This window comes from Helicobacter sp. CaF467b (genome assembly GCF_022664765.1).
In the GTDB taxonomy this organism is placed as follows: domain Bacteria; phylum Campylobacterota; class Campylobacteria; order Campylobacterales; family Helicobacteraceae; genus Helicobacter_D; species Helicobacter_D colisuis.
On the sequence record NZ_JALAIY010000001.1, the window covers coordinates 874,052 to 900,968 of the forward strand.

General features: G+C 34.0%; 21 protein-coding genes. 7 read left to right on the top strand and 14 right to left on the bottom strand.

What is annotated here, in order from left to right:
- The first annotated feature begins 23 nt into the window (after positions 1-23).
- The 5 genes from MKD52_RS04560 to recJ all read left to right on the top strand — a co-directional run bounded on the left by MKD52_RS04560 (position 24) and on the right by recJ (position 5,247).
- Entirely contained in the window at positions 24-773 is a 750-nt protein-coding gene (locus MKD52_RS04560; protein ID WP_242099403.1) for a cytochrome c biogenesis protein CcdA, read from the top strand.
- Positions 774-1,241, top strand: a complete 468-nt coding sequence (gene pseH / locus MKD52_RS04565; RefSeq protein WP_242099404.1) for a UDP-4-amino-4,6-dideoxy-N-acetyl-beta-L-altrosamine N-acetyltransferase — start codon at positions 774-776, stop codon at positions 1,239-1,241.
- Positions 1,242-1,283: 42 nt separating this feature from the next.
- Positions 1,284-1,916, top strand: a complete 633-nt coding sequence (locus tag MKD52_RS04570; protein ID WP_112056780.1) for a formyltransferase family protein — start codon at positions 1,284-1,286, stop codon at positions 1,914-1,916.
- A 120-nt stretch (positions 1,917-2,036) separates the two neighbouring features.
- Positions 2,037-3,677 carry a CTP synthase gene (locus MKD52_RS04575; protein WP_242099405.1) on the top strand — a complete coding sequence of 547 codons (1,641 nt, stop codon included), beginning with the start codon at positions 2,037-2,039 and terminating at the stop codon, positions 3,675-3,677.
- Positions 3,667-5,247: a single-stranded-DNA-specific exonuclease RecJ gene (gene recJ / locus MKD52_RS04580; protein WP_242099406.1), complete on the top strand. Its 1,581-nt coding sequence runs from the start codon at positions 3,667-3,669 to the stop codon at positions 5,245-5,247. Before MKD52_RS04575 ends, recJ begins: the two co-directional genes overlap by 11 nt.
- Here the strand turns inward: recJ and MKD52_RS04585 are convergent.
- The 12 genes from MKD52_RS04585 to MKD52_RS04640 all read right to left on the bottom strand — a co-directional run bounded on the left by MKD52_RS04585 (position 5,232) and on the right by MKD52_RS04640 (position 22,540).
- Complete coding sequence (locus tag MKD52_RS04585; protein WP_242099407.1) at positions 5,232-7,661, bottom strand: MMPL family transporter; 2,430 nt, start codon at positions 7,659-7,661, stop codon at positions 5,232-5,234. The genes recJ and MKD52_RS04585 overlap by 16 nt on opposite strands.
- Complete coding sequence (locus tag MKD52_RS04590) at positions 7,651-8,226, bottom strand: ABC transporter substrate-binding protein (RefSeq protein ID WP_242099408.1); 576 nt, start codon at positions 8,224-8,226, stop codon at positions 7,651-7,653. Before MKD52_RS04590 ends, MKD52_RS04585 begins: the two co-directional genes overlap by 11 nt.
- Positions 8,227-8,229: 3 nt before the next feature.
- On the bottom strand, positions 8,230-8,928 hold the full coding sequence (locus tag MKD52_RS04595) for a VacJ family lipoprotein (RefSeq protein WP_242099409.1): 699 nt from the start codon (positions 8,926-8,928) through the stop codon (positions 8,230-8,232).
- A complete protein-coding gene (dxs, locus tag MKD52_RS04600) occupies positions 8,921-10,798 on the bottom strand; it encodes a 1-deoxy-D-xylulose-5-phosphate synthase (protein WP_242099410.1) in 1,878 nt (625 codons plus the stop codon). Before dxs ends, MKD52_RS04595 begins: the two co-directional genes overlap by 8 nt.
- The gene (gene fliH, locus MKD52_RS04605) at positions 10,798-11,667 is read right to left on the bottom strand and encodes a flagellar assembly protein FliH (protein ID WP_112056774.1); all 870 of its coding nucleotides are present in this window, start codon (positions 11,665-11,667) and stop codon (positions 10,798-10,800) included. Before fliH ends, dxs begins: the two co-directional genes overlap by 1 nt.
- A complete protein-coding gene (gene fliG, locus MKD52_RS04610; protein WP_112056773.1) occupies positions 11,660-12,694 on the bottom strand; it encodes a flagellar motor switch protein FliG in 1,035 nt (344 codons plus the stop codon). Before fliG ends, fliH begins: the two co-directional genes overlap by 8 nt.
- Before the next feature lie 2 nt (positions 12,695-12,696).
- Positions 12,697-14,424, bottom strand: a complete 1,728-nt coding sequence (gene fliF / locus MKD52_RS04615; RefSeq protein ID WP_242099411.1) for a flagellar basal-body MS-ring/collar protein FliF — start codon at positions 14,422-14,424, stop codon at positions 12,697-12,699.
- 3 nt (positions 14,425-14,427) lie between these two features.
- Positions 14,428-15,531 (bottom strand): histidinol-phosphate transaminase, encoded by a 1,104-nt coding sequence (hisC, locus tag MKD52_RS04620; protein WP_242099412.1) that lies wholly within the window; start codon positions 15,529-15,531, stop codon positions 14,428-14,430.
- Positions 15,532-15,608: 77 nt separating this feature from the next.
- Positions 15,609-17,036, bottom strand: coding sequence for a hypothetical protein (locus MKD52_RS04625; RefSeq protein WP_242099413.1), 1,428 nt, complete (start codon positions 17,034-17,036; stop codon positions 15,609-15,611).
- A 97-nt stretch (positions 17,037-17,133) separates the two neighbouring features.
- The gene (locus MKD52_RS04630; RefSeq protein ID WP_242099414.1) at positions 17,134-18,393 is read right to left on the bottom strand and encodes a TolC family protein; all 1,260 of its coding nucleotides are present in this window, start codon (positions 18,391-18,393) and stop codon (positions 17,134-17,136) included.
- Positions 18,383-21,502 carry an efflux RND transporter permease subunit gene (locus MKD52_RS04635; protein ID WP_242099415.1) on the bottom strand — a complete coding sequence of 1,040 codons (3,120 nt, stop codon included), beginning with the start codon at positions 21,500-21,502 and terminating at the stop codon, positions 18,383-18,385. Before MKD52_RS04635 ends, MKD52_RS04630 begins: the two co-directional genes overlap by 11 nt.
- A gap of 9 nt (positions 21,503-21,511) precedes the next feature.
- Positions 21,512-22,540 (bottom strand): efflux RND transporter periplasmic adaptor subunit, encoded by a 1,029-nt coding sequence (locus tag MKD52_RS04640; protein ID WP_242099416.1) that lies wholly within the window; start codon positions 22,538-22,540, stop codon positions 21,512-21,514.
- Positions 22,541-22,649: 109 nt separating this feature from the next.
- Between MKD52_RS04640 and MKD52_RS04645 the strand changes: the two genes are divergently transcribed.
- Both MKD52_RS04645 and moaC read left to right on the top strand, forming a co-directional pair.
- Entirely contained in the window at positions 22,650-24,638 is a 1,989-nt protein-coding gene (locus tag MKD52_RS04645) for an STT3 domain-containing protein (RefSeq protein ID WP_242099417.1), read from the top strand.
- A gap of 10 nt (positions 24,639-24,648) precedes the next feature.
- A complete protein-coding gene (gene moaC / locus MKD52_RS04650; protein ID WP_006655633.1) occupies positions 24,649-25,122 on the top strand; it encodes a cyclic pyranopterin monophosphate synthase MoaC in 474 nt (157 codons plus the stop codon).
- Positions 25,123-25,154: 32 nt separating this feature from the next.
- Here the strand turns inward: moaC and MKD52_RS04655 are convergent, their stop codons facing one another.
- Positions 25,155-25,349, bottom strand: coding sequence for a hypothetical protein (locus MKD52_RS04655; RefSeq protein WP_242099418.1), 195 nt, complete (start codon positions 25,347-25,349; stop codon positions 25,155-25,157).
- 3 nt (positions 25,350-25,352) lie between these two features.
- Positions 25,353-26,765, bottom strand: coding sequence for a pentapeptide repeat-containing protein (locus MKD52_RS04660; protein ID WP_242099419.1), 1,413 nt, complete (start codon positions 26,763-26,765; stop codon positions 25,353-25,355).
- Between the last annotated feature and the right edge of the window lie 152 nt (positions 26,766-26,917).

Genomic DNA, 26,917 nt, shown 5'->3' on the forward strand with positions numbered 1-26,917 from the left:
CTTTTTTGTAATAGGGATTGCTTTTGGAAGAATGGTTGATTGTTTTTTTTGACAAGGCACCACTTTTAATCAGCTTTATTGCAGGGATTCTAACTTTTATTAGTCCCTGCGTTTTGCCACTTATTCCTGCTTACCTCTCTTATATTTCAGAAGTATCTATCAGTGAGCTTAAGGCTTATAAGAAGTTGGATTTGAGAATGCGCTTGGTGATTGTTCGTAATGCTTTGTTTTTTGTTTTAGGAATGGGAATTGTTTTTGTTTTATTAGGGGCTGTGGCAGCTAGAATCTTGGGTGGAGGTATTTTGCTTAGTCCTATTGTGGTGTATTTTGCTGGAGGGATCTTAATAGTTTTTGGGTTGCATACGGCTAGAATTATTCAGATTCCTTTTTTGAATTACCAAAAAACTTTTTCCATTCAAACAATCTCTTTTAATTTTTTTCGTGATTTTTTTACTCCTTTTTTGTTAGGTGTGAGTTTTTCGTTGGGTTGGACACCTTGTGTGGGTCCTATTTTAGCAGGAATTATTTCTCTAGCGAGTTTGGAAGCTAGTGATGGGATTAAGCTTATGGTGGTTTATACTCTAGGATTTAGTTTGCCTTTTTTGCTTTGTGCTTTTTTGGTTGGGTATGTTTTTGCATTTTTGGATCACATTAAAAAATATTTTAAATGGATTGAGTGGTTTGCTGGTGGGTTATTAATTACAATTGGAATTTTGATAATGAGTGGAAAAATGGCTTGGTTATCTAATTATCTTGTAGGAGTTTTTGCTTAAGTGGTAATTTTAAAGAATTTTGTTGAGCTTGATGATTGTCAAAAGCGAGAGATTTGGGAATGGAGAAATAACTCAAAAATTTCTCGCTTTATGAAAAATAAGGTAATTTCTTGGGAAGAGCATTTGGGTTTTATTGAAGGGTTAAAAAATAATTCTACAAAATTGTATTTTTTAGTTTTTTTAAATCAAGAGGCTATTGGTGTGATTGATTTTGTGGATTTAAAAAGGGGCAATTCGTGTGAGTTTGGATTATACCAAAATCCGCATTTAAAAGGCTATGGTGCAAAACTTATGGAGATTCTTATGGACTATGCTTTAAAGGAATTGGCTGTTAAGAATCTTTATGCTTGTGCTTTTAATGAGAATATCAAGGCTATTAATCTTTATTTAAGATTTGGCTTTATTTTAACAAAAAAGGATGAGATAATGAGTTATTTTAAATATTATCGGGGGGGGGGGGCTAAATAATAGTTTTATTAGTTTTCCTATTCTTCAAAGAAAGGCAAGTTAATGAGAGTAGCAATTTTAACTTCGCCCAATCAATGGTTTATTCCTTATGCAGAAGAGTTGCGTGCTAAGATTCCTAAAAGTGATTTGTATTTCTCGCATCAAGAAATTAAACAAGCTTATGAGATCATTTTTATTCTTTCTTATCATCAAATTATCCCTAAAACTTTTTTGGTGAAAAATAAGTATAATCTTGTTATTCACGCTTCTAATTTACCTAAAGGAAAAGGTTGGTCTCCAATGTTTTGGCAAATTTTAGAGGGTAAAAATGAGATTATTTTTTCTTTGTTTGAAGCAGATGAAAAAGCCGATAATGGTGAGATTTATTTGCAAAAAATATTAAAGTTAAATGGGGTAGAGTTATACGAAGAGTTAAGAGATAAACAGGCTAAAATGTGTCAAACAATGTGTTTGGAATTTTTGGAAAAATATCCCAATATTTCCCCTAAAAAACAAGAAGGGAGTGAGAGTTTTTATCCTAAAAGAAGCCCAAAAGATAGTGAATTGGATTTGACAAAAAGTTTAGAGGAACAATTTAATTTGTTAAGAATTGTGAGTAATGAAGAATTTCCAGCATTTTTTTGTAAAGAGGGTAAAAAATTCATTTTAAAGATTTATGATTTTAATGAAAAATAAAATTAAAATAGTGAATAAAAAAGTTATAAAATATCTTAAGAGAAAAAACAAGCTTATAAAAAAGTGAAAATTAACTTCTAAGGCGTTATAATTTCCAAAATATTTTTTAGAGGTTTTGCTATGTCTAAGATAGAGACAAAATATATATTTGTAACAGGAGGGGTTTTAAGCTCTCTTGGTAAAGGGATCACTTCTTCATCTATTGCAACTTTATTAAAACATTCTGGTTTTGAAGTGGGGATTTTAAAAATTGATCCTTATATCAATGTCGATCCTGGTACAATGAGTCCTTTAGAGCACGGAGAAGTCTTTGTTACGCGAGATGGTGCGGAGACTGATTTAGATATTGGGCATTATGAGCGGTTTTTAAATATGGATTTTTCTTCCAAAAACAACTTTACAACTGGGCAAGTGTATCTTTCTGTTATTGATAGAGAGCGCAAAGGTGGGTATTTGGGTAAGACTATTCAGGTGATTCCACACATTGTTGATGAGATTAAAAGGAGAATTAAACTTGCAGGTGAGGGCAAGGAGATTTTGGTGGTCGAGCTTGGTGGAACTGTGGGCGATATTGAAGGATTACCATTTTTGGAGGCAATGCGCGAGATTAAGCACGAATATGGGATAGAGCGTGTAATTAGTGTGCATGTTACACTCATTCCACTTATTCGTGTGGCAGGAGAATTAAAAACAAAGCCCACGCAACATAGTGTGCAGGAGTTAAGACGCATTGGTATTACTCCGCAAATTATTATTGCACGCACAGAAAAAGAATTATCAAAAGAGTTAAAAAATAAGCTCTCAATGGGTTGTGATGTGGATTATGATTGTGTGATTACTGCTCAAGATGCTAAAAGCATTTATCAAATGCCTTTAAATTTCCTAAAAGAGGGGGTTTTGGTTCCAATTTCAAGGTTTTTGAAATTACCACAATCTACACCTAATATGAAAGAATGGGATAGTCTTGTTAAGCGAATCTTAGCCCCTCAAAATGAAGTAAGTATTGCTTTTGTTGGTAAATATCTTAACCTTAAAGAATCATACAAGTCTCTTATTGAAGCTTTGGTGCATGCAGGGGCAAATTTAGACACTAAAGTGAATATTCAATGGATTGATAGTGAGGAGTTAGAACGGAATCAAGAACTATTAGAGCAATTAAAATATGTTGATGGAATCTTAGTGCCCGGTGGATTTGGTGAGCGTGGGATTAAGGGCAAAATGGAAGCAATTAAATTTGCAAGGGAAAATAAAATTCCATTCCTTGGAATCTGTCTTGGTATGCAACTGGCAATTTTGGAGTTTGCGCGTAATGTATTGGGAATTAAGGAAGCTGATTCAATGGAGTTTAATCCAGAAACAAAAGAGCCTTTTATTTATTTAATTGAGAATTTCATTGATCAAAATGGGGAAAAGCAGATTCGTACGCACACTTCTCCTATGGGTGGGACAATGAGACTTGGAGAGTATGAGTGTCAAACTAAAGAGGGTAGTAGACTGCAAAAAGCTTATAATGGACAAAAAACTATCAAAGAAAGACATCGTCATCGTTATGAAGCAAACCCTAAATACAAAGAGATTTTAGAAAAAAATGGATTGATTATCTCAGGGGAATCAAAAGGACTTATTGAAGTGATTGAGTTAGAAAATCATCCTTGGTTTGTTGCTGTTCAATTCCATCCAGAATTCACTTCAAGATTGCAGGCACCTAATTTGGTAATCTTGGAGTTTATTAAACAGGCTTTAAAGTATAATGCCAATTGATTTACAGAATCTACCTTTACTTAACAAAGAACTTATTAGCAAGAAACTTACTACGCGCTTTAGTGCAACGGAGATTTTAAATCTACAAAATCTCCCCTTGCCAAGCACTTTAAATAATCTTTCAGAAATTGCCCAAAAAATTGCCCAAGCCATAAAAGAACAAAAAAGAATAGTTGTAGTTGGGGATTATGATGTGGATGGTGTTGTGTCTTGTGCGATATTACAAGATTTTTTTAAAAGAATACCCTATAAGATTGCAATTGTTATACCTAATCGCTTTAGTGATGGATATGGAATTTCTAGTGCTTTGGTAGAAAGAATAGAGTGTGATATGATTATCACAGCAGATAATGGGATTAATGCCATAGAAGCCGCAGAAGTTTGCAAAAAAAAGGGGATTGAGTTAATTATCACTGATCACCACACCCCCCAAGAGATTCTACCAGATGTACTAATTTGCAATCCTAAGCTTTCTCCAAATTTCCCAGAATCTGAAATTTGTGGAGCTTGTGTGGCGTGGTATCTGTGCGCTGCTATTAAAAAAGAAATGAATTTGCAAGTTTCAATGCTTGAATTTTTGGATTTGTTGGCTTTGGCTATTGTGAGTGATGTTATGCCTCTAAGGGGCATTAATTGGGTGCTTTTAAAAAAAGGGCTAGAGATTTTAGAGCAAAATAAACGAGTGTCTTTAAGTTTGTTAAGGAATCATTTTAAGAAATATCCACTTAATTCTCGGTTGTTGGGATATTATTTTGTCCCACTTTTGAATTGTGCTGGTCGGCTAGGAAGTGCTGAACTTGCCTATCGGTTTTTGATACAAGATGATTTTAAAGTAGCCTGTGAAATTTTAGAGGAACTTTTGGAGCTTAATTGGCAAAGAAAAGCTATACAAAATCAAGTTTTTTTGGAGGCAAAAGAAGAATTTATGCGTCAAGAGAACTTTGAAACTTTGCCTTTTGTAGTAGTGTATAATCCGAATTGGAATGAAGGGGTTATTGGGATTGTTGCAGCAAAACTTTGTGAAGAGTTTGAGAGACCTAGCATTGTTTTAACTAGCAATGAGGGTGGGTTGAAGGGAAGTATGCGTTCTAGCAGCATAGATTGTGTTGAAGTTTTGGAGAGAAATAAGGAATTTTTGGAAAAATTTGGTGGGCATTTTAAGGCAGCTGGTCTTGGATTACTGCAAGAAAAATTTATAGATTTTAAAAGTGCGTTAATGAAGATGGAGATTTATAGCAAACAAAAAAATCAAGATGATGTGCTTGGAATCTTGCCGCTTCAGAGAATAGATAGAGAAGTTTTTAAAACTTTAAGTGAATTTGAGCCTTATGGAGAGGGTAATGCTATCCCAAAATTTGTAACAAGGGCAAAAGTATTATCTGTAAAGCTATTTGGAGGAAATAATAGTAAAGTAATTTTGGAGCAAGAAGGAATTACAAAGGAGGCTTTGAGATTTTTTGAAAATCTTCAAGGCTGTGAGAAACAAGAAATGGAGCTTGTGTATTCTTTGCAGTGGGATTGTTTTAGCTCTGATGTGATTTTAAAAATAGAAGATTATTTTTTAGCATAAAAAGTCATTAAAAGTGTCGGAAGTAAAATAAGTGAGCTTATTAGCATTAAAAGCATAACAAGAGTAGTGAGTAATCCAAAATAAATAGTGGGAATAAAATTGCTACTCATCATTGAGCAAAATCCTATAATAATAATTAAAGTTGTGTAATACATTGCATTGCCGATGGAGTTATGGGAGTTTTTAATGGCTGTTTTTATAGGGTAGAATTTTAATTCTTCTTTGTAGCGGTGAATGTAGTGAATCACATCATCAACGCCAATACCAAGGCAGATTGCCGCAATGGTAACACCCATTAAATCTAGCGGAATCCCACTTATCCCTAAAAATCCAAAGATAGCGCCCAAGGGAATAAGATTGGTTAATAAGGCAATAATGGAAAGCTTTAGACTTCTAAAAATCAAAATAAATACGATAAAGATTGCACCAATAACAAGACTAAGTGTATCAATTTGAGAGGCAATAAGATTTTGCAAAAGATTATTATAAAGCACCATTATGCCATTAACTTGAAAACTAACAGGTTCTTTTTGCAGGATTTGCGTTAAATCATTTTGAATTTCTTGAATAAAGGCATTGCGCTTAAGATTGGGATTGGAATCAAAAGTGCGAAAAACAAAGCGCATTTGATTTTTTTCAAGATTTACATAAGGTGTAAAAAGCTGACTTTTGAGGGTTTGGGGGGAATTTTTGTATAAAAAAGCCATCATAAAATCATCAGCACCTAAGCCTAAAGATTCAACCAAAATAGAAAGGCTATGGAGACTTAAGATAGAACCGATGAATTCTTTGTTATTTAGGTAATTATGGATATTTTTGGCAATCCGTAGTTTTTGACTATCAAACCAATAAGAATCTTCCTTTTCTAAAGCATTAAATTCTGCTTCAAATTCATCTTCAAAATTTGTAGAATGGCTATTAGATTCTTCATTAAAAGTAACAATAATTTCCAGTGGAATGGTGCCACCTAATTCTTTGTCAATAAGAAGTAAGCCTTGTTTAATCTCGCTCTTGTCTTTAAAATAATTAACAAAGCTATTTTCTACTCTTAAAGACAAGATTCCATAAATACTAAAGAGAATGCAAAATAAAGCAATACCATAGACTAGTTTTGGTTTATTGATTGCAATGTTGGCGCAATTGCTTAGTAGATTTTTATGCCATTTGGGAATATTTTTATGTTGAGTTGGTTTTGGCAGTAGCACAAGAATTGTCCCAAAAAGAATAAAGGTGGATATAAGAGCAACGCTAACTCCAATACTCATAATAATGCCTAGATGAATAATAGGGAGAATTTGAGAAAATATTAGGCTTAAAAATCCTATAATAGTTGTTAAGACTGCAAAAAAGCTTGGCGAAAATTTGTTGAGCATTACAGCAAAGACTAAGTTTTTTTGTGAGGCTTTGGGGAATTTCTTGTAAAATTCCAAATAAGAAACAATTAAATGCACAATTAAAGAAACAGAAATAATCAAAAGCAAAGAGACATAGTTACTAGAAACAATCGTAATTTGATAGCCTAAAAATGAAAAGATTCCACTGCTTACAATTAAAACAAAGAGACAAACACCAAAGCTAAGAACAACAAAATACATTTGCCTAAAGAATATCCAAAGCATCAGAGCTAGAATAATGCTTAAAATAGTGCCATAAGTGATGAGATCGGATTTGACATATTCAATCATATCATTAGTTATAAGAGTGATTCCCCCAAGATGAATCTCGCCTTTGGATTGATATTGACTTTGGATTGATTTTAGATAATGAATAATTTCTGCATTTTGGTCTTGAATTTGTTTTTTATGAGTGCGTATAAGTTCTTGTATTTGTTGAGATTCTTGGGGTGTGGCAGATTTTTTGAGCAATAAGAGTTCTTTGAGTTTGGAATCTTCTTTTAAAAAGATAAGAATCCCAGCTACTTTTGCATTTTTGGAAATAATGTTTTGTGTATAAAAGGAGTGGTTTAAGATTTCTTGTTTGGCTAGATTTTTGTCAGTTTGCGGGGAAAGCAAGGTGGGATTGATTTTTAAAATATCTTGAAGCTCTAGGGTTGGAGTGCTTTTTAGCAATGGGGCATTAAGAATACTTAGGGTGCTCTCTACTTGCGGAATTTTTTGAATATCATCAATAAGATTTTCAAGTGTTTTAAGGGAATGTGGATTAAAAATATCATCATTTTGGGGACTAAAAGAGAGAATTAAAAAGTCTTTGCTTTGATAATTTTGTAGAATCTCCTCATAAATTTTAAAATCTTTATTATTTTCTGCGATTAAACTTTCAGAGTTTGCATCAATAGGGAGTTTGAGAGTATAAAAAAGAGAGATTAAGAAAACCAAAAAGCATAAAGATAAAATGCTTTTGGGGTATCTTAAAATGTTTTTAAAAACAAAAAGCAAATCTATATTAATTTTCAAAGATAATTTCACTTTCTATTTTTTTTAGCAGGGCTTCAAAGCCTTGTTGATCAATAATATCAGCAAATTGTGAGCGGTAAGTTTGGATAACGCTAATACCTAAAACATCAACATCATAGATTTTCCAATCACCATTTGATTCTCTGAATTTAAAGATAATGTAGTTGATTTTTCCATCTAAAATAATAGAAGTTTTAAGGTTGTAGCGATTATTTTTGATTTTTTCTCCACCTAAGACTTTTATTGTTTCATCTTTGTAAAGATGAAGTTTATCAGTAAAACTGCGTTTTAGACTTGCTTCAAAAGCTTTATTAAAAGCATTTTGCTGATCTTTTGTTAAGTCTTTGTATTTTTTTGAGAGGGAGAGTTTTGCCATAAGTTCATAATCAAAGACCATATCAAAAAGATTAAAAATTTCTTGTGCAATAGTGTTTATGCTTTGATTAGAAGTTTGTAGGATTTGTAAGGTTTTATTGATTTTGTTTTCCATAGTTTTATCGATTTGGTTAAATTCAAGTGCAAAACTTGAAAACACCAAAAATAAAAAGCTTAAAACAAATTTCATAGGTTACTCCTTGATTAATTCATTTCTAAATTGCTCATAAGCATTTCTCATTAAGATATAAGAATCTAAACCATCTCTTCTTAATGTATCAATGGTGTCTTTGTGTCTTGCAGTGTAGTTAAATTCTTTTAAGGTATAAATGGTGCTAGAAGTCCAAAAAGAATCAATATAAGTAGTAGGATAAGCAAGAGCATTAAGAGGCATTGCAAGAATGTCGCGAAAATTTGAGGGACCAAGTAATGGCAAAACAAAGTAGAATTCTCCATCAAGCCCCCATCTCCCAAAGGTGATTCCAAAGTCAGAACGCTTAGAATACAAGCCATTTGGGGTTGCAATATCTAAGATTCCTCCAATTCCAAAGGTGCTATTAAGCGAGAATCTTGCAAACTCATTACCTGCTTCTTTAAAATGTAAAGTTAATAATTGCGAGAGAAAACGCAAGGGGGAAGCAAGGTTGTCAAAAAAGTTATAAATACCAATTCTTAATCCAAGTGGAGTAACGGCGTTGTAACTCTCTAGGGCAGGGCTAAAAACATAATCATAAATCCCCCAATTGACATTGCTCATAAAGCGATTATAAGTTTCAAAAGGATCGTTGATGGCTGTTGAAGTGTATTCAGATTCGAATTCATTTAAAAAGTCATCTTGCGCAAAAATGGATTGTGAAAACATAAAACACAAGAAAAATAAGATTTTATACATTTTCTTTTCCTATGATCTTTAAAATTTCTTTGGCAATATTTTGCGGATTAGCTCCCATTAGAGATTCTATTTCTTGTGTTATACCATGAGGAATAAAAGTATCTTCAAATTCAAAAGAATGAATTTTGATTGAAAGATTGTAATTTTGGGCTAGGGTGCAAAGTGATTCGCCAACTCCACCCATTTTGGCACTATCGCTAAAGATAAACCAACAAGAATATCTTTGTCCAAGATTCTGTAAGGACACTTCATCAAGTGGTTTTAGGAATCGTAGATCTACTATGCCACATTCTAGGTTTGATTCTTTTAGAATCTGAGCACATTTTATAGCTCTACCAACCCCATTGCCATAACCAATAAGTAAGATATCGCTTTTAGCCTCTTGTAAAATCTCTAGTTTGCCATAGATAAAAGGAGTGGGCTGAATGAGATTATCTTCAAGTAAAAATGATTTTCTAGGATAGCGGAAAGCACAAGGTCCATCAGAAAAATCTTTTGCAAAAGCAATGGCTTCTTTTAAAGTAGCATTATCGCGTGGTGCAAAAAGTGTAAAATTAGGGATTATTTTAAGATAGGCAATATCAAAAACGCCCTGATGAGTTTCTCCATCTTCACCCACAATTCCTGCGCGATCAATAGCAAATTTAACTGGCATTTTCATAATGCCTACATCATGGATTAGCTGATCAAAAGCACGTTGCAAAAAGGTGGAATAAATAGCAACAAAGGGCTTAAAGCCTTCTTTTGCCAAAGAGCTTGCTTGTGTTGTGGCATGTTGTTCAGCAATAGCAACATCCCAAAAGCGTTTAGGAAAGTGCTTGATAAGTAAATCAAGCCCTGTTCCGCTTGGCATTGCTGCGGTGATACCCACTATTTTTGAATCATTTTGTGCGTATTCTAAAAGCGTTTGCGCAAAGATTTGAGTTGGGCTTTTGGAAGTTGATTGTGAAAGAGAAACTCCCTTTTGCATATCAAAAGGACTCACACCATGCCAATGTTCTAAATGACCTTCTGCATAAGGATAGCCTTTGCCTTTTAGTGTTTGAGTATGCACTACAATAGGTTTTTTTAAATTTTTGGCAAGTTTGAATACATTGATTAATTCTTTAAGATTATGTCCATTAATAGGACCAATGTATTCTAACCCAAGTTCTTCAAAGAGTAATCCTGGGGTGATAAGTTTAAGGGATTCTTCAAATCGTTTAGCTAGGTAAGTAGCATTTGGCATTTTGTTAAAAGCATTACTCACTTTTGATTTGATTTTTTGAATAAAACTTCCTGCAATGACTTGGGAAAGATACTTACTAATTGCGCCAATAGGCTCTGCAATACTCATTTCATTATCATTTAAAATAATCACCATAGGATATTTTCTATCACCTAGCTCATTAAGAGCTTCATAAGCTAATCCAGCACTCATTGCGCCATCTCCAATTAAAACAACGGGAATATTTTTAGAGTGATTAAGTAAAAAAGCTTTTGCTACTCCTACTCCAAGGGAGATAGAAGTGGAGCTGTGTCCTGCTATGAAATAGTCGTGATTGCTTTCTTGAGGTTTTGTGAAACCACTAATACCATTGGTTTGACGCAAGGTTTCAAAGCTATCCCAACGATCTGTTAGAAGTTTGTGCGCATAAGCTTGGTGGCTAACATCAAAAATAAAAGGATCATTTGGCGAATCAAAAACACAATGCATTGCTATAATTAATTCTACAGATCCTAAACAGGAGCTTAGATGACCACCATTTTTGGAGACAACCTCTAAGATTCTTTGGCGTATAGCCTGTGCCAACTCATTGAGTGTGATATAATCATCCTCGTTAAAATTATCTTTTTTTAAAATTTCTAAGTATTTTGGATCAAGAGACATTAGAATCTACTTTCTAAAATGGATTTTTTAAGGGCTTCAAAACGCATATAAATATCTCCATCAATATTGCCTTCATTACTTAAAATAATTACACCTCCTTTGGCGATTGCTGGATCTCCTTGAATGCTTACATTATTTAAATCTTGCAATGTTTCTTTTAGCTCTTCTAAGTCCCCTGGGAAAACTTTTAGTGTAACTTGTGTATTTTCTGCAAGATTTTGCAGGAGATTTCTTGCTAGAGAAGTAGCGATTTTAGCACTATTAGTATTGACTTCATTGGTGATGACTTCTTTGGCGATGTCAAGTGCAATAGAGCTCAATTCTTTCTCAAGATTAATAATGTGATTTTTGGCATTACTAATATGCTCATCAATGCGTTTAATGCTTAAAGAATAAAGCTCTTTTTGGCTATTGATTTGCGCTTCTAATTCTTGTTTGGCTTTTTGATAGCCTTCATTAAATCCTTGTTCTTTGGCTTCAGCTTTGGCTTCAATAACTTTTTGGCTAATTTCTTTTTCTTGTTTATCAAATTGTTCTTGGAGTTTTTGCAAAGATTGCGCTAGAACATCACTCTTTTGGAGAATCTTATCAACAACCTCTGTTTCAAAGAGTTTGAGTGAAGGAGCTACTTGAACTGGTATTTCTTCTATTTTTTGCACTTCTTGAATTTGCTCTTCTGATAAATCTTGAGATATAGGAGAGGTTTGTGATATAGTTGGTTCTGGCTCTTTTTGTGCAAAATCTTTTTTTGTATCTAAAGTTTGTTGTTTTTTGGCAACTTCCATATTTCTAAAACTATATTTTTGAATATCGTGTTTTGATTTTCTTTCTTCTGTGATGATGTTTTTGTGTTCGTTAATGTTATTCAATGGTATCCTCTTGTTCGCCAATTTGTATTACGCCTTGTTCAGAGAGTGATTGCACGGTTTCTACAATTCTTCTTTGTGCAGCTTCAACATCTTTAACCTTAACAGCGCCTAAAAATTGCATTTCTTCTAAAAACTGATCACTAGCCCTTTGAGACATATTGGACATAAATTTTTGTTTAAGCTCCTCTGGAGAAGCTTTAAGTGCTAGAATCAAGTCTTTTTTATCGACAATTTTTAGAATCTCTCTAATGGCGTTATTATCAAGCTTTTCAATATCTTCAAAGGTAAACATCATTTCTTTAATCGCACCTGCTAATTGATCATCAATTTGTTCGATATAAGCAATAGTTGCCTTAGCGGCTTTTTGACCTAAGCGGTTAAAGACTTCTGCAACAGCACGCACACCACCCACTTCTACTTTGTAGCTTGTAAGCGATTCGAGCTTATTTTCCAAAACGGTTGAAACGCGCTTGACAACATTGGGGGAAATATCACCAAGATTAGCCATACGAATGGCGATTTCTGCGCGCAAATCATCTGAAAAGAAACTTAATGTTTCTGCAGCATTAGTAGGATCCATGTGTGCAAGAATTAGAGCAATAGTTTGCGGATGCTCGTGAATAATAAAGTCTGAAAGTTGTTGTGGGCGCACACGCGAAAGATAAGCAAAATTTTGTGAAGATTGCATTGATTTTGCAAGTTTATCCAAAACTCTTTTGGCAGCTTCTGGACCTAGTGTGCGATAGAGTAATTCTTTAGCATATTCAAAACCACCTGTTGAAATGTATTGATTGGATTGAAAAATAGCATAAAATTCTTCTAAAATAGCCGCAGCGATAGTTTTATCTACACCGGAATTTTGGGCAATGTATTTTGAGATTTCAGTAATAGAATCTAAGTCAAGATGCGAAAAAACTTCCCCAGTAATTTCATCACCTAACTGAACTAATAAAATAGCGATTTTTTCCGCCATAGAGAATTCGTCATATTGCGCTTGTTGTCTCGGATTTAATGTGATAGATGGCATGATTATTTACCTCCTCTTGGTGCACCAATACTATCAATTCCTAATTCATCATGCACCAAAGTTTGAAATAAATTGGCTAATTCGGTTGGTTTTTCTTGGGCGATTTCACGAATTTTTTCTAAAAGAACTCCGTATTTAACTTCATCTTCATTGCTTCCATTGCCAAAGCCAAGTTGATCTTCAATGCGTCTTCTAACTTCATTAAGTTTATCACTACTTTCTTCTTCATCTTCATCAATCTTAAGAAGCGATTCGATTTCTTCTTCTTCATCAGCTTTGGCTTCAAGCATTCTCTCGCTGAAAGGCAAGATGACCTTTTTGTAGAACAAGAATAAAATAATCCCCACAATGACATACTTAAGAAGCGGCATAAAAGGTGCAAGTAGATTTTGTGTAGTTTCTAAGAAACGCTCTAGCGGAGTTCTAGCCTTAAAGCCTGAATTTTGTCCATTAAGCTGGAAGTTGCTTACAGAGACTTCATCACCCCTTTGTTCGTTAAAGCCAATAGCTTGTCTTACAAGTGCAGAGATTTGCTCCATTTCACCTTGGTTTAGAGCGGTGTATTGTAGCTGTTCAACGCCATTTTCATCAAGTTGTTTTAGGTATTTACCATCAACAACTACGGCTGCAGAAAGGCGTCTAATTGTGGCAAATTCTCCTTTGATATTAGAGATGGTTTTGCTAATTTCATAGTTTGTGGTAGTTTGTGATTTTTCATAGCGTTCTTTATTGTCTTCATCTTCTAAACCTTGGATAGGTCCGATATTGCTGACTACTCCTGGGACTCCACCTATTTCTTTGGGCTTAAAACCTTCGCGTTTTTCTTCAAGGTTTTGTTCGCTTCTTACGACATTGCTTGGGTCATAGTATTCTTGTGTGCTTTCTTTTTGAGCAAAATCAAATTCCGCAGTTACCTTGGCTACCACGCCCTCTCTTCCACCTGCAATGGGAGCTAGAATATTGATAATCTTTTCTTCCAAAGATTGCTCAAAGTTATTTTTATAACGCAATTGCGCAGCAGCTAATTCCCTTGCACCACCTAGCTCATCTAGTTCGCTAAGAGGCTCACCTTTTTCATTGACAACTTCCACATTTTCAATGGTTAAATTAGGCACTGCAGAAGAAACAATATTTTTGATACCGGAGATTTGCTTAGGGGTAAGAGTTTGTGCTGGTTTGAACGCTAAAACAACAGAAGCAGTAGGTGGAGTTTGCTCACTTACAAAAACGCTTTTTTCGGGTTGCGCAAGATGCACGGTTGCTTTTTGGATTGGAGAGAGACTTTCAATAGTTCTTGCAAGTTCTCCCTCAATGGCGCGGAGGTATTTGATTCTCTGATCAAAATCCGTGGCGCCAAAATCTTTTGTATCAAAGATTTCAAAGCCCACTTTGCTGCTTTTTGGAATCCCATTGCTTGCGAGTTTCATTCTTTGCTCATAAACAAGCTCTTGTGGGATTAAAATTGTATTGTCCTTAGGGATGCGATAAGGGATTTTGTCTTGTTGGAGTTGCTGGATAATTAACGCTCCATCTTCTGGGCTAACTCCTTCAAACAAAACAGCATACCCCGGATACATTACCCCAGCTTTATTGTTCATAGAATTCCAAACAATCAAGCCTGATATAAAAGCAACAATGGCTACAATAGTAGCTAAAATAACAATTTTTTGTTTTTTATTAAGGCGTTTGTAAAGGCTTCTTATTTGGTCAAATAATACTTTTAAATCCATTTTTTACTTACTACCCAAGAATTCATCAAAAAGAGCAAAAAAGCGTTGATTCTGACTTTCTGTCCCAATGGTAATACGAATAGCATTCAATCCATAAGAAGCAAGATTGCGAATAATCATTCCTTTTTTAAGAAGATAATCAGCAATAAGAGTTGAATCAAGTGGTTTTTCAAAAAGATAAGTAATGAAATTCCCATAAGATGGAATGTATGAAATACTTTTTTTATTGGCATAATCTTCATAGAGTTTCATTTGCTCTAAATTGTTTTTGGTAGTTTGCTTGATATGTTCTTGGTCTTTTAGTGCTTCAATGGCAGCTACAAGAGAAAGGGTGGTGATATTAAAGGGCGGACGCACTTTTAAGAGTGCTTGTATGATTTCTTCCATGGCAATTCCATATCCAACTCTCATACCGCCTAATCCATAAGCTTTAGAAAAAGTTCCTAAATAAATTGTATTAGGGAAACTTTGAATGAGTTCTTTTGGATTAATGGCTTTGCTTGTGTCTTTGACTTTTGCGTATTCTTGGTAGGCACCATCAATAATTACAAGTGTTTCTGAATCGATTTTGCTTAGAAAATCAAAAATTTCATCTTTACCTAAACACTCACCTAAGGGATTGTTTGGGACACAAAGAAAGATGATAGATGGATTGTGAGTTTTATAAAGTTCTAAAAACTCTTTAAGGTTATGAAATTGGCTTTGTGCTTTGATGATAGTTGCGCCCACCATTTTAGAGTAAATTTCATACATCGCAAATGTGGTTTTTGCCATTAAGACTTTGCTATTTTTATTAGCTTTTGCGTGGATACAGAATTCAATGATTTGATCGCTTCCTGCTCCAATAATGATTTGCTTTGAATTGACTTGATAGTGTTTGCTTAAGCCTTCTTTTAAGGCAAACATTGAATCATCTGGATATAAATGCGCATTTGCGGCATTTTTTGTAATTGCTTCTATGGCTTTTGGACTTGCACCAAGCGGATTTTCATTGGAGGCAAGTTTAACAATATCTTTTGAAGCGATACCAAATTCTCTTACAACTAACTCTATTGGCTTTCCAGCTTCATAGGTCTGGATTAAATCTAAAGTGGAATTAAAAGTCATATTCAAATACCCTAAAATAAAAAAGTAAAAACTATTTTGCTATTGTAGCAAAATTTCTATTAAAGAAGTTTGGGATTTTATAAAATCATGCGCATCATATCAATAAATTGATCTACATCTCCTTGGGTGATAAAATAAATAATTCCCTTTTTCTTAGCATCTTCCATAAGAGATTTATCGAAGTTTTTAGGCACAATAGCGCAAAAATTGATTTCTTTTTCTGCTTTAAAGGTTTGGTAATATTTTTGGATAAACTCTAAAAGGCTCATTTCATTGACTACCCATTCCATCACAATAACATCATAATGAGATTGTAAAGTTGGATTGAGATTGTTTTGGGGTTTGTTAGAGGTTGTAATCTGTAAATCATTGTCAAATTTTTTTAGGTATTCTTGATAGCGCTTGCTATCTTCTTTTGAATTTTGGATTAGTAAAATATTTTTTTTACTAAAAGCTTCTAAGTATTTAAGCAAATCAAAAAGTGATTGTGTTTCTTTGCGAATTTTTGTTTTATCAAGACTTCTAAGAAAGTATTTTAAAAAAGTCTTTGAGCTATAAGTTCCTGTGATACCTGCTTCAATAAAGAAACGCCGAACACTTAAACTTCCCTTAGCTCTTTGCCATAATAAAAAATCTAAGTCAAAAGCTTTGGTGTTTAAGAGCTTGATAAAATCTGTTTTAAAAGCTTTGATGAGTGGGAGATAGCCTTTTAAAAAAGGTTCATAGAATTTATCATAAAATTCTTCTTTAGCCTTAGTGATTTTAGCTAATTTCTCCTTTTGTAAGGAAAGATAATGGAGTAAATCAACATATTTTTTACGAAAATTTTTAAGATAAGATTGTGCTTGGATATAGTTTGCGGAGTTTTGATCATTGCGTTTGGCAAATTGTTCTTCAAGTCTTTTAAGAGCCTCTCCCATAGAGACTTGTTGTATTGTGGCACTTTTGATGATAGATTGTGTGGTTTGAATGAGTTCTTCAGTTTTAACATATTCAATTTGCTTTGCTAAAAAAATTTTTTCATAAGAATATATGGGAGGATAAGAAGCTTTTTTTATAAAGATTTCATAGGTTTTATCCAAAGCAGTTAGTTCGGATTTGAGATTGCTTAAAGCAAGGTTTGGAATCGTGCTATCTAGTTCAAAGAGATCATTATAAGCTGTGAATAAAAAGCGTTTAATGCGTAAAAAATCTAATTCTTTTTTGGATTTAATATCTTTTTGGTAGCGTTTGATAATATCTTCAACTCTCCCATAATAATCATAAATGCAATCTTTGATGCTTTTGGTTTGGTGGATTTCAAAATTTTCTTTAATGAATTTTGGTTTAACAAAGATAACTTCTTTAGAATCAGAGAGTTCAAATTCAACTTCTCTATTAGGTGTTAGTTCATCTAATTTTCCTTTCCAAATATGTAAATCAAATTCGTAGCGGCGCTTATTGTTGGCTTGTTCAATTGCTCCACGTTTTGTTTTGGCATTAATGGCAACCAAATAACCTGTCATTTATCCCTCACTCTAAGTGAATTAAAAAAATGTCTAAGAAACTATAATTTTAACTTTTTGTAGATTTTATCTACCTTAAAAAAATATTAAGGAAAAATCAATTAGTAACTTGTGGAGTTTGTGTGATTCTTTCGATTTCTGCCAAGGCTTGAAGAATCGCATAGCGATTTAAAACCACATTAGTTCTTGCTTGAGTTAATAAATATTCTGCATCTAAAAAGTCGCTGGTGCTTTGGATTCTCTCTTTGTAACGATTTTGGGAAATACGATAGTTTTCTTCAGCTTGAGCAAGAGCGCTTAAAGCGACTTTGTAAGCATTTAGTGAGAGATTGTAGGTTTCTAGGGCGGAGAAAAGTTGCAAATCTAAATCTTCTAATAAAGTGATTCTTTGGCTCTCAAAGGCAAGTTTATTGACTTTAGTTGATTCTAAGGTATATTTGTCGTTAAATCCATTAAAAAGATTGAGATTAATTTGCAGAGTAATCATTGTTTCGTCATTATATTTATTAGTTCTTTTAGTAAGCTTGTAATTCTCTCCATAGCGCATATAATCTCCAATAACATTGATATTAGGTAGGAAATTCCCCTTAGCACTTTTAACCAAGTAATCTTTGCTTTGGATTACTGAATCTAAAAAAAGTAATTCAGAGCGTTTTTGATACATTAAATTTTTGAGTGTTGATTCTATGAGAGTAGGTTGGTGAAGTCTAAGTTCAACTAAGTCTTTTAGGTTAATTTTAGTGCGTGTGTAGCGTTCAAGATTTTTTAGAGAATAGGCTAGATTGCTTTTAGTGCTTAGTAGGGTTTGAATAGAGTTATTAAGCTCAACTTCCACTTCTAATAAATCATTTTTAGGAATCAAGCCCACTCTATAAAATTCTGCACTTTCGCGCCTTTGTTCTTCTAGGAGTGCTTTGGATTGTTCAGCAACAATGACATTTTGCTTTTGTCTTAAGACATCGATATATGCGGTTTTAACAAGCAAAATAATATCTTCTTTAGTAGCTTGGAGTTGGTGTTCTTGCGCTTTTGAGAGAGATTTGTAACTCGCAAGATTATAATAATCACTCAAACCATTAAAAAGATTTAGCTGTATGTTTGCACCTAGATTCCCTGAAGTTTTTCTAGTGCGTTGGCTTGAGATTCGGTTGGTTCTATCAGTTGAATAAGTGGCATTAATAGAGGGGTAAAATGGGCTTTGATAGGTTTTATAATTATATTGTGCTTCTTGCAAAAGAAATTCTTGCTCTTTGATAGTATGATTCGCTTTGAGTGTTAAATCAATCGCTTCTTGCAAAGTAAGAGAATAGCCAAAGCTTATAAAAAAGCATAAAGAAAATAGTGTTTTAAGCGACATTTTTTACCTCTTTTTTGATGAAAAATGAAAGTAAGCAAGGGATTAGGAAAATAGTAAGAAATGTGGATAATCCTAATCCGCCTAAAATAACCGCTCCAAGTCCCCGATAGATTTCACTACCAGCGCCTGGTGCGATGACAAGTGGTAGCATACCAAAAAGTGAAGTGAGTGTGCTCATATAAATAGGGCGAATCCTAACTTGCACTGCATTTAAAATAGCTTCTTGATAATCCATACCATAAAGTCTAATATTGTGTAAGGATTGATAAACAATTAAGATTGCATTATTGACCACGGTTCCTACAAGAATAATAAAGCCAAGCATAGTTAAGACATCTAAGGGTTGGTCGGCAATGAATTGATTAGTAAGCCATAATCCCAAAATTCCTCCTCCAAGGGCAAGTGGAATTGTAAAGAGAATAATCAAAGGATAAATAAAATCTTCATATAAAGCAGCCATTAAAAGATAGGTAATAAAAACAGCCAAAATAAATCCTCCCTCCAAAGCTATTCTAATTTTAGTGAGTTGATTAGCAGTTCCACTTAGGGTGATTTTGTTGTCATTTAAAGCACCGCTATTTTTTAGCTTTTCTAAAACTTCGCCTTGTATGATTTCCATTGTTTCTTGAATCGTGATATTTTTGGGAGGATTGATTTGTAGAGTGATTGTTCTATCTCTCTCTAAATGTCGAATCTCATTAATCCCATATTCTAATTTTTGGATTGCTAGAGAGGAGATAGGCAAGATTCCACCTTCTGGAGTATAGATTGAGGCATTATAAAGTTCTTCTGGGGAAGTGATTTGTGATTGCTGGGTTTTGAGTATGAGATCAATTTTTTCTCGCCCCTCTTCTTTGTATTCAGAAATTTTTCTCCCATCCATTAGCACATCAATAGTAACTCCAAAACTTTGTGCATCTAAGCCTACTGCTTTTAGTCTTTCGTTGTTTGGGTAAAGATTTATTTCAGGATAGAGCATTTCTAGGCTTGGGCGTGGTGAAGTTTGGGTTTCTTTGCCTAAGGTTTCTAGGGTAATGCGTTGAAGCTCTAAAGCAGTAATGATAATTTTGTCTAAATCTGTGCCACTAATATCCACATCAATGCTTCTGCCTTGCCCTCCACGCCTTTCAAAAATACCTTGTTGGGAAGCACTGCCTGTGATGCCTGGGATTTGAGCCATACAAGTTTTTGCTAGAGGAATTAACTCACTTGCTCTTGTTTCTTCAGCAGAACGCATACCAAATTGTATATCTGTTTCATTGGCAAAATAATACATATTTGCAATAGGGGGTAAAGTAGCACTGCCTTGATAACCGCTAGAGGCATAGTAATCTTTAAGGCAAAGATAGAGTGTTTGTCCAATTTTAACGCGTTCTTCATAGGATAAACCTGGTGGGGGATTGAGTTTGGCAAAGATGAAGTTTTGATTTCCTTGGGGTAAATATTCCATTTTGGGAAATAAAAAATAAGCAAAAGCAATGGAGATAAAAGTCAAGCTTGTGATTGTTAAAATTTTATTTTTTGTATTTTGCATTGACTTATTAACAAAAAACATAATCCATTTTACGCAATAATTACCAAACTCTACAAATTTCTGCGTTAAAAGCAGAAGGAATTTTGGTGGAGTTAAGCTAATGGTGCGTTTATTGACTTGATAGCTTAGAGTAGGAATAACAAGCACAGAGACAAAAAGTGATAGTCCCACAGCACTACTTGATGCAATGGCAATATCGCGAAAAAGTTGTCCGGCTTCTTCTTGAACATTGATAATAGGAATAAAAATCGCCACAGTGGTTAAAACCGAAGCAATTAGTCCGCCAACGACTTCTGTTGTCCCATCGCTAACAGCTTGAATAGGAGATTTTCCCATTTTTCTGTGGCGATCAATATTTTCTAGCACCACAATAGCCGAATCAACTAACATACCCACTGCAAAGGAAATCCCTGCTAGAGAAACAACATTTAGTGTTCTATCTAGGGCTGCCATAATAATAAAAGTCCCAAATACACTAAGAGGTATTGAGATTGCAATAATAAGCGTGGAAGTAATGGAGCGCAAAAAGACAAAGAGAATCCCACAAGCTAGGAATGCACCCACTAAAATATTGCCTTTGACTAAATCAATAGCTTGTGTGATATAGTTTCTTTGATCGCTAACCCATTCTAGTCTTAAACCCTCTTTTTTAAGAATGCCTTCATTTAGATTTTTAAAAACTTCTTCGACTTTATTGGTTAATTCAAGTGTATTTGCATCAGCAGTTGGTTTAATAAAGATATTAAGAGAATTTTGCCCATTATAAAAAGAAACTGCCACTTTGTTTTTAAAACCTTCTTGCACTTTTGCAACATCGCTGATTTTAACTCTTTTAACTCCATCGCTCCAAATGATTGTTTCTGCAATCATTTCTGGTGTTTTGTATTCAGCAGTAGTTCGGATTCGATAGGCTTTTCTTCCATAGTTCATTGTGCCTGCGGAAATGTTTATGTTTTCTCTCTCTAGGGCATTAATAAGTGTATCGATAGTCAAGTCATAAGCAGCAAGTTTTTGATAATCCAAAATAATATGCATTTGCCTATCATCACCGCTTGGAAAAAACACTTCAGCCACTCCATCAATGCGTTCAAAATGCTGAATCACCTTTTCATTAAAAAAAGTTCGATATTCTCGAACATTTTTAGAATCGCTTACTAAAGACATTCTAATAATTGGAGAGGTATCATCACCTGTGGCGCGGATAATAGGTCTATCTATATTGTCAGGATAGCCTTTGACTTCATCAAGTTTATTACTCACATCAAGCAAGGCTTCTGTGAGATTTGTGCCAATATTAAACTCTAAAGTAATATTAGCTCTTGAATTTCTAGAGCGTGATTCTAAGGAAACAAGATTATCAATTCCTTTTAAGACTTGTTCTTGTCTTTCAATAATTTCTCTTTCAATTTCATAAGGCGTTGCACCATCCCAAGTTGTAGAGATTGAGATAACTGGGCGCGTTACTTTGGGGGTGAGTTGGTAGGGCATTGTTTTTAGGCTTAAAATACCAAAGAGTGTAACAAGAATCATTCCAACAATAACGACAACAGGGCGATTAATAATTTTTTCTACCATTTGGTTACTCTAGTTATTATTTTCTTTGATGGGTTGATTATCTCTTAATCTCTCAAAGCCTTGAGTGATTACTCTGTCTTTTGTGGAGAGAGTGGCATTAATAGGTGTGATAGAAGCGTTTAAGCCCTCATAGCCATTGACTTTAATAAATACTTGTTTTGCCTTATTGTCTTTAATAATAAAAATACAATCTCCATTTTGAGTAGGAAGTATAGAATCTCTAGGCACTAGAAGGCTTTCTTGGGATTTAGTGATATTGAGATTTGCTCTCACTTCTAAGCCCTCAATTAATTCGCCCTTTTTATCATCAATGGAGAGTTTGATAGGAAAAGTTCTTGCTTTGGCATCACCCAATGGAATAAGGGCGATGATTTTAGCAGAATAGGTTTTATTAGCGATATTAACTTGCACTAAATCGCCGATTTTTAAAGAGCGCAAAATGCTAAAGGGAACTTCAATATTGGCTTCTAGTGGGCTTAGTTTAGCAATATTAAAGATACTTGCACCAGCACTTACCCATTCGCCTTGTTTAAGAAGTCTTTGGAGTATTACGCCATCATAAGGGGCTTTGAGAATTTTTTTATCTTTTTGGGCTTTTAAGTGTTCTAAATCTGCGGCAATTGATTCTGTGTTTCCCTCTTGGGCTTGGAGATTAAAGAGAGCATCTTCGTATTCTTTATAAGCAATAGAATCACTCTCATAAAGGCTTTTGTAGCGTTCAAAGTCTTTTTTGCTCTTTTTTAAAAGTGCGGTGGATTGCTTAAGCAGGGATTCTTTGGCTTTTATTTCTTTTATAAGCAAGTCGCTATTGAGTTTTGCTAGGGGTTGTCCTGCTGTAATCTTTTGCCCCTCTTGAACAAAAAGCTCTTCAATTACTCCAGAAACTTCAGAGGCTAGTAAAGCCCTTTCGCTAAAATAAAGCGATCCCACATAAGTGTGGTTTTGACTTAAGAATCCACTTTGTATTGGTTGTGAAGTAACAAGGATTTGTGAAAATAAAAAAAATGGAAAAAACAATAATAGCAAAATCCTGCTCATTAAAAGCTCCCTAGTTTATATTGAGGCGCAATGCTAACATAAAAGTGTTAAGTTTTTGTGAAATTCGATACAATTTTAAAAGTGTCAAATTTTAAAAAGGTTTTGTGGTTTGAAAAAGTGGTTTTGGTGGGCTGTTTTGGCTTATATTGTGTCGCTTTTATTGCGTTTTTATTATCCTTTTTTGCTTGGAGATTTGTATTATTATAAGGGTTGGTTGCTTAATACTAATGATGGTTATTTTTATGCACAAGGTGCAAGGGATCTTTTGTTGGGAGTAAAATCCACATTGCATTCACCTATTAATGAAATGCTTTCTCAAATTACTGCCTTTTTGGCTTGGATTCTTCCTTTGTCTTTGGAACAGATTATTTTTTATATGTCGGGATTTTTTGGGTGTGTTATTGTGTTTTTGATCGTGTATCTTGCTAGGCATTTTGGTGGAATTATAAGCTTTTTGTGTGGTGTGCTTAGTGGTATTGGGGTAAGCTATTATAATCGCACGATGTTTGGGTATTATGATACCGATATGCTTGTGGTGGTTTTGGGATTGTTAGTGGGGGTTGTTATTTTTGATATGCTAGAGAAAACTAGCAAGATTCAAGGGATTTGTTTGTTAGTTTGTAGCGGAGTGGCTTTGGTTTATTATCCTTCTTTGCGCTATGTGTTGATAGGGTATAGTGGCGTTTTGGTGCTTTTTGGATTTTTTGGGAGTAGGGCTAGGGTTGTTAATGGAATCTTATTGTGTGTGCTTTTGGGTGTTAGTTTGTTTCCTCAATCCTTGATTTTATGGATTATTGTTTGTGTGGCTTTGGTTTTGTTGTTTAATGATTCTTTATTTAAGTTTTTTGGGAGAATTTATTATGCGCTTTTGGTGGCTTTTGGCGTGGTGTTAGCAATAAAGATTTTGCCTGAAATTTTTGGAAGTGTTTATGTTGTTGGGAATGTTAGCAATGTAGATTTTCATTATTTAGATGTTATGAAGAGTATTGCTGAGGTTTCAAGTTTAGGGTTTTTAGAGTTTGTGTATCGCATTAGCGGGAATCTTGCGTGGTTTATTTTGGGAAGTTTTGGAATCTTACTTTTGTTTATAAAAGATAAGCGATTTTTAATTTTTCTACCTTTCTTGGTTATTGGAATTTTTGGTTATTTTAAGGGATTGCGATTCACCTTTTATGCTGTGCCAATTTATGCTTTAGGTGTGGGTTATTTGCTCTTTGTGGTTTTAGAGATTTTTAAGCCTAAGAAAGCATTGGCTTATGGATTAATTGGGGTTTATTGTGTGGCATCATTATTTCCTCATTTGGTACATATTAAGAGTTATCTGCCTTTGCCAATTTTAGAAAAGCAAGAAGTGGAAAGTTTGAGTGAGATTCCTGCTAAGAGTGGGGATTATGCGTTAGCTTGGTGGGATTATGGGTATTGGATAGGTTACTTTGCGAAACTTAATGTATTTATTGATGGGGGGAAGCATAGTGGGAGGGATAACTTTCCTATTAGTTTTATTCTAAGTAGCACCAATCAAAAACAAAGCTATAATATAGCAAAATTGCTCTTAAATAATCTTAGTTTTGAAGAGTTTGCTAAGGCTAGAAATTTGTCTTTTCAAGAAGCTTTAGAAGCGCTAAAGGGCGATTTGGACTTAGAGCCTAAGAATCAAGATTTGTATTTTATTTTGCCTTATAGAATGCTTTCTATTTTTTCGGCTATTGTGCGTTTTAGCAATCGGGATTTAGAGAGTGGGGAGGCTTTTTTGGATAAGGTTTTAATGCTTTCTCAAAAGAAAATAGGGAATAGAATCTTTTTTGATTCTAGGGTTTATGTGGATAAAAATAAGGGTAAAATAGGGATTTTGGGGGAAGAGTTTGCTATGGATATTGCAGAAATTTTGGTTTTAAAAGATTCTGCTAGAGGTGTTACATTTAACTCTCAAAGTCCTATTGTTTTGCTTGATTTGGGTAATGAAGCGTATGTTTTGTGTGATAGGGCTTATTTGGATTCTTTTTATTTTAGGGGAATGTTTTTTGATAATTTAGATGAAAATTTATTCCAAAAAGTGGCAAAAAATGAGAAAATAGCGATTTACAAACTAAAGCAATAAAGGAAAAGGTATGGAATTTACCCATTTAGATGAAAAAAGAAATCCTAAAATGGTAGATGTTTCAAGTAAGGATTTGACTAATAGAGTGGCTGTGGCTAGAGGTAAGATAACGATGTCTAGGGAAGCCTTTTTGGCTGTGATTAACGAAAGTGGAAAAAAGGGAGCGGTGATTCAAACTGCGATTACAGCGGCGATTATGGGGGCAAAGAAAACTTCAGAGTTGATTCCAATGTGCCATATGATTTTTCTTAGTTCTGTCAAATGTGAGATTAAAGAAATAGAAAGTGAAAATGCCTTTGTGCTAGAGGTAAGGGCAAAAAGCTATGGGCAAACTGGAGTGGAAATGGAAGCGCTAATGGGTGTGAATATAGGGCTTTTGACAATTTATGATATGGTTAAGGCTATTGATAAAGCAATGGTGATTAGTGAAGTGTATTTGCTTGAAAAAGAGGGTGGCAAAAGCGGACATTTTGTGCGTGAGTGATTTGGAATGCTAAAAAGAGTGTAAAAAATCTCTCATAAACTCACAAAGCAAAGCGCAATAAATATTGGTGCTTTGTTGGCAATAGAATCTATAGTAAGAGAATCTGTAATAATAGAATCTATAGCAATAAATTTTGTTGTTTGTAGGGTTTTGGCGGCGATGAGTGCAAATCCATTTGTTAGAATCTGCTTTGTGATAGCGTGGCTTTTGCTTGTTTGTCTAGCCAAAGGCTAGTTTGGCACTATGGAGTTTTTGCGTGCGGTTTTTTGGAGAGAGAAAAGCACTAAACCGATAGCTATAACATATAGAGTTGTTATAAAGTTTTGCCATAGATTCAAATCTTTTTCAAATAAATTTGAAATGCCAAGAATTATTTTTGGTGTATCCAAAATCGTTATAAAAACTATCGCCGATGAGACAATGAGCCATACATTTTTGAAACTACACATACAAACATAAACACAAAAGATAAATATTGCTACAGGATATACACAAGGTATCTTGCCCAAAAGGAAAACATACAAGGCGATAGTATAAACAAGCCATTTTAGATTCAAAAGCAAATCTGTGTGATGATCACAAAGTTTGCGATAAAACCATAATTGCCATTTTTCTACTTTATCTTTTAGTGTTTTATTTTCTTTAGAATCTAGCTCTAGTTCTTTGCAATAGAGTTCGCACCTATGGAATTTTGAAGCGTCTAGTAAATTATTATCTTTTATCAAAGTGTTTTTAAAAATCCTAAATGAATCTCTAAAGTCATTTGCAAAATGTTCTAAGGGTTTTTCATCATGTTTGTTATATTCTATATGCTCTTGCTTGATTTTCTCTTTTAGGCTTTTAAAATCAAAATTAAGATTTGTATTTACTACATTAAGGCTTCCCTTGAATTGTGCTTGTGAGAAATTAGGGACTTTATCAAACTTCACTCCATAAAAACAAGCAGTTTTTTCAAACTCGCATTCATGAAAATCCGCAGAATCTTTAAAAGTGGAGTTGTTAAAATACACATTATCTTTAAAAGTGGAGTTGTTAAAATCGGCATTTTCTTTAAATTTTCCATGAATAGTAAGCGGTTTTTCAAATGTGCAATAACTCATTTGAAAAACATCTAGGCACTCTTTAAAATTTAAAGTTATTTTTTCTTTAAACTCGCATTGCATAAAACAAAGTTTTTTTAGATCTTTTGTAAAATCGGTATTTAAAAATTCACAATGAAACACACAATTCATAAATAATAAAGGATATTTTTCAAGTAAAATTGGTAGCTTAAAACAAGATATGTCTTTCATATCTTGTTTTGGGGCATCTTTACTATCTTGTTGATTTTCATTGTATGGTTGTATTTTTGGCTTGGGCATTATGCAAAATGTATCAGAACTATACTGAATAGAAAAATCTTTGCCGAAAACATCTTGAATCTCTTTTGTTCCGATACACTCGTAAGTAATTTCTTTGGTTCTTTTTAATGTTTCATCAAGTGTTGTCCATGAAAGTTGCACCATTCCTTCAGATATAGACTTAATCTTGCGACAAATTTCATCGATACATTGAGATTTATCTAAAAAAGTATCAAAATTTTCAACTTCCTTACTTACTTTATCCCAAATCTCTTGTTCTTGCTCTTTGGTAAGATGTTTCATTATTTTCCCTTTATGATTTTTATTTCATCGTTGGTTAGGTGGTAGAGTTTATAGACTAGAAAATCGATTTTAGATTCTAGCTCTTTGGTGTCTGTGGTGGGGTCTTTGGCTTTGGAATCTAAAATTTGCTCTACTAGGCTTATTATCTCATC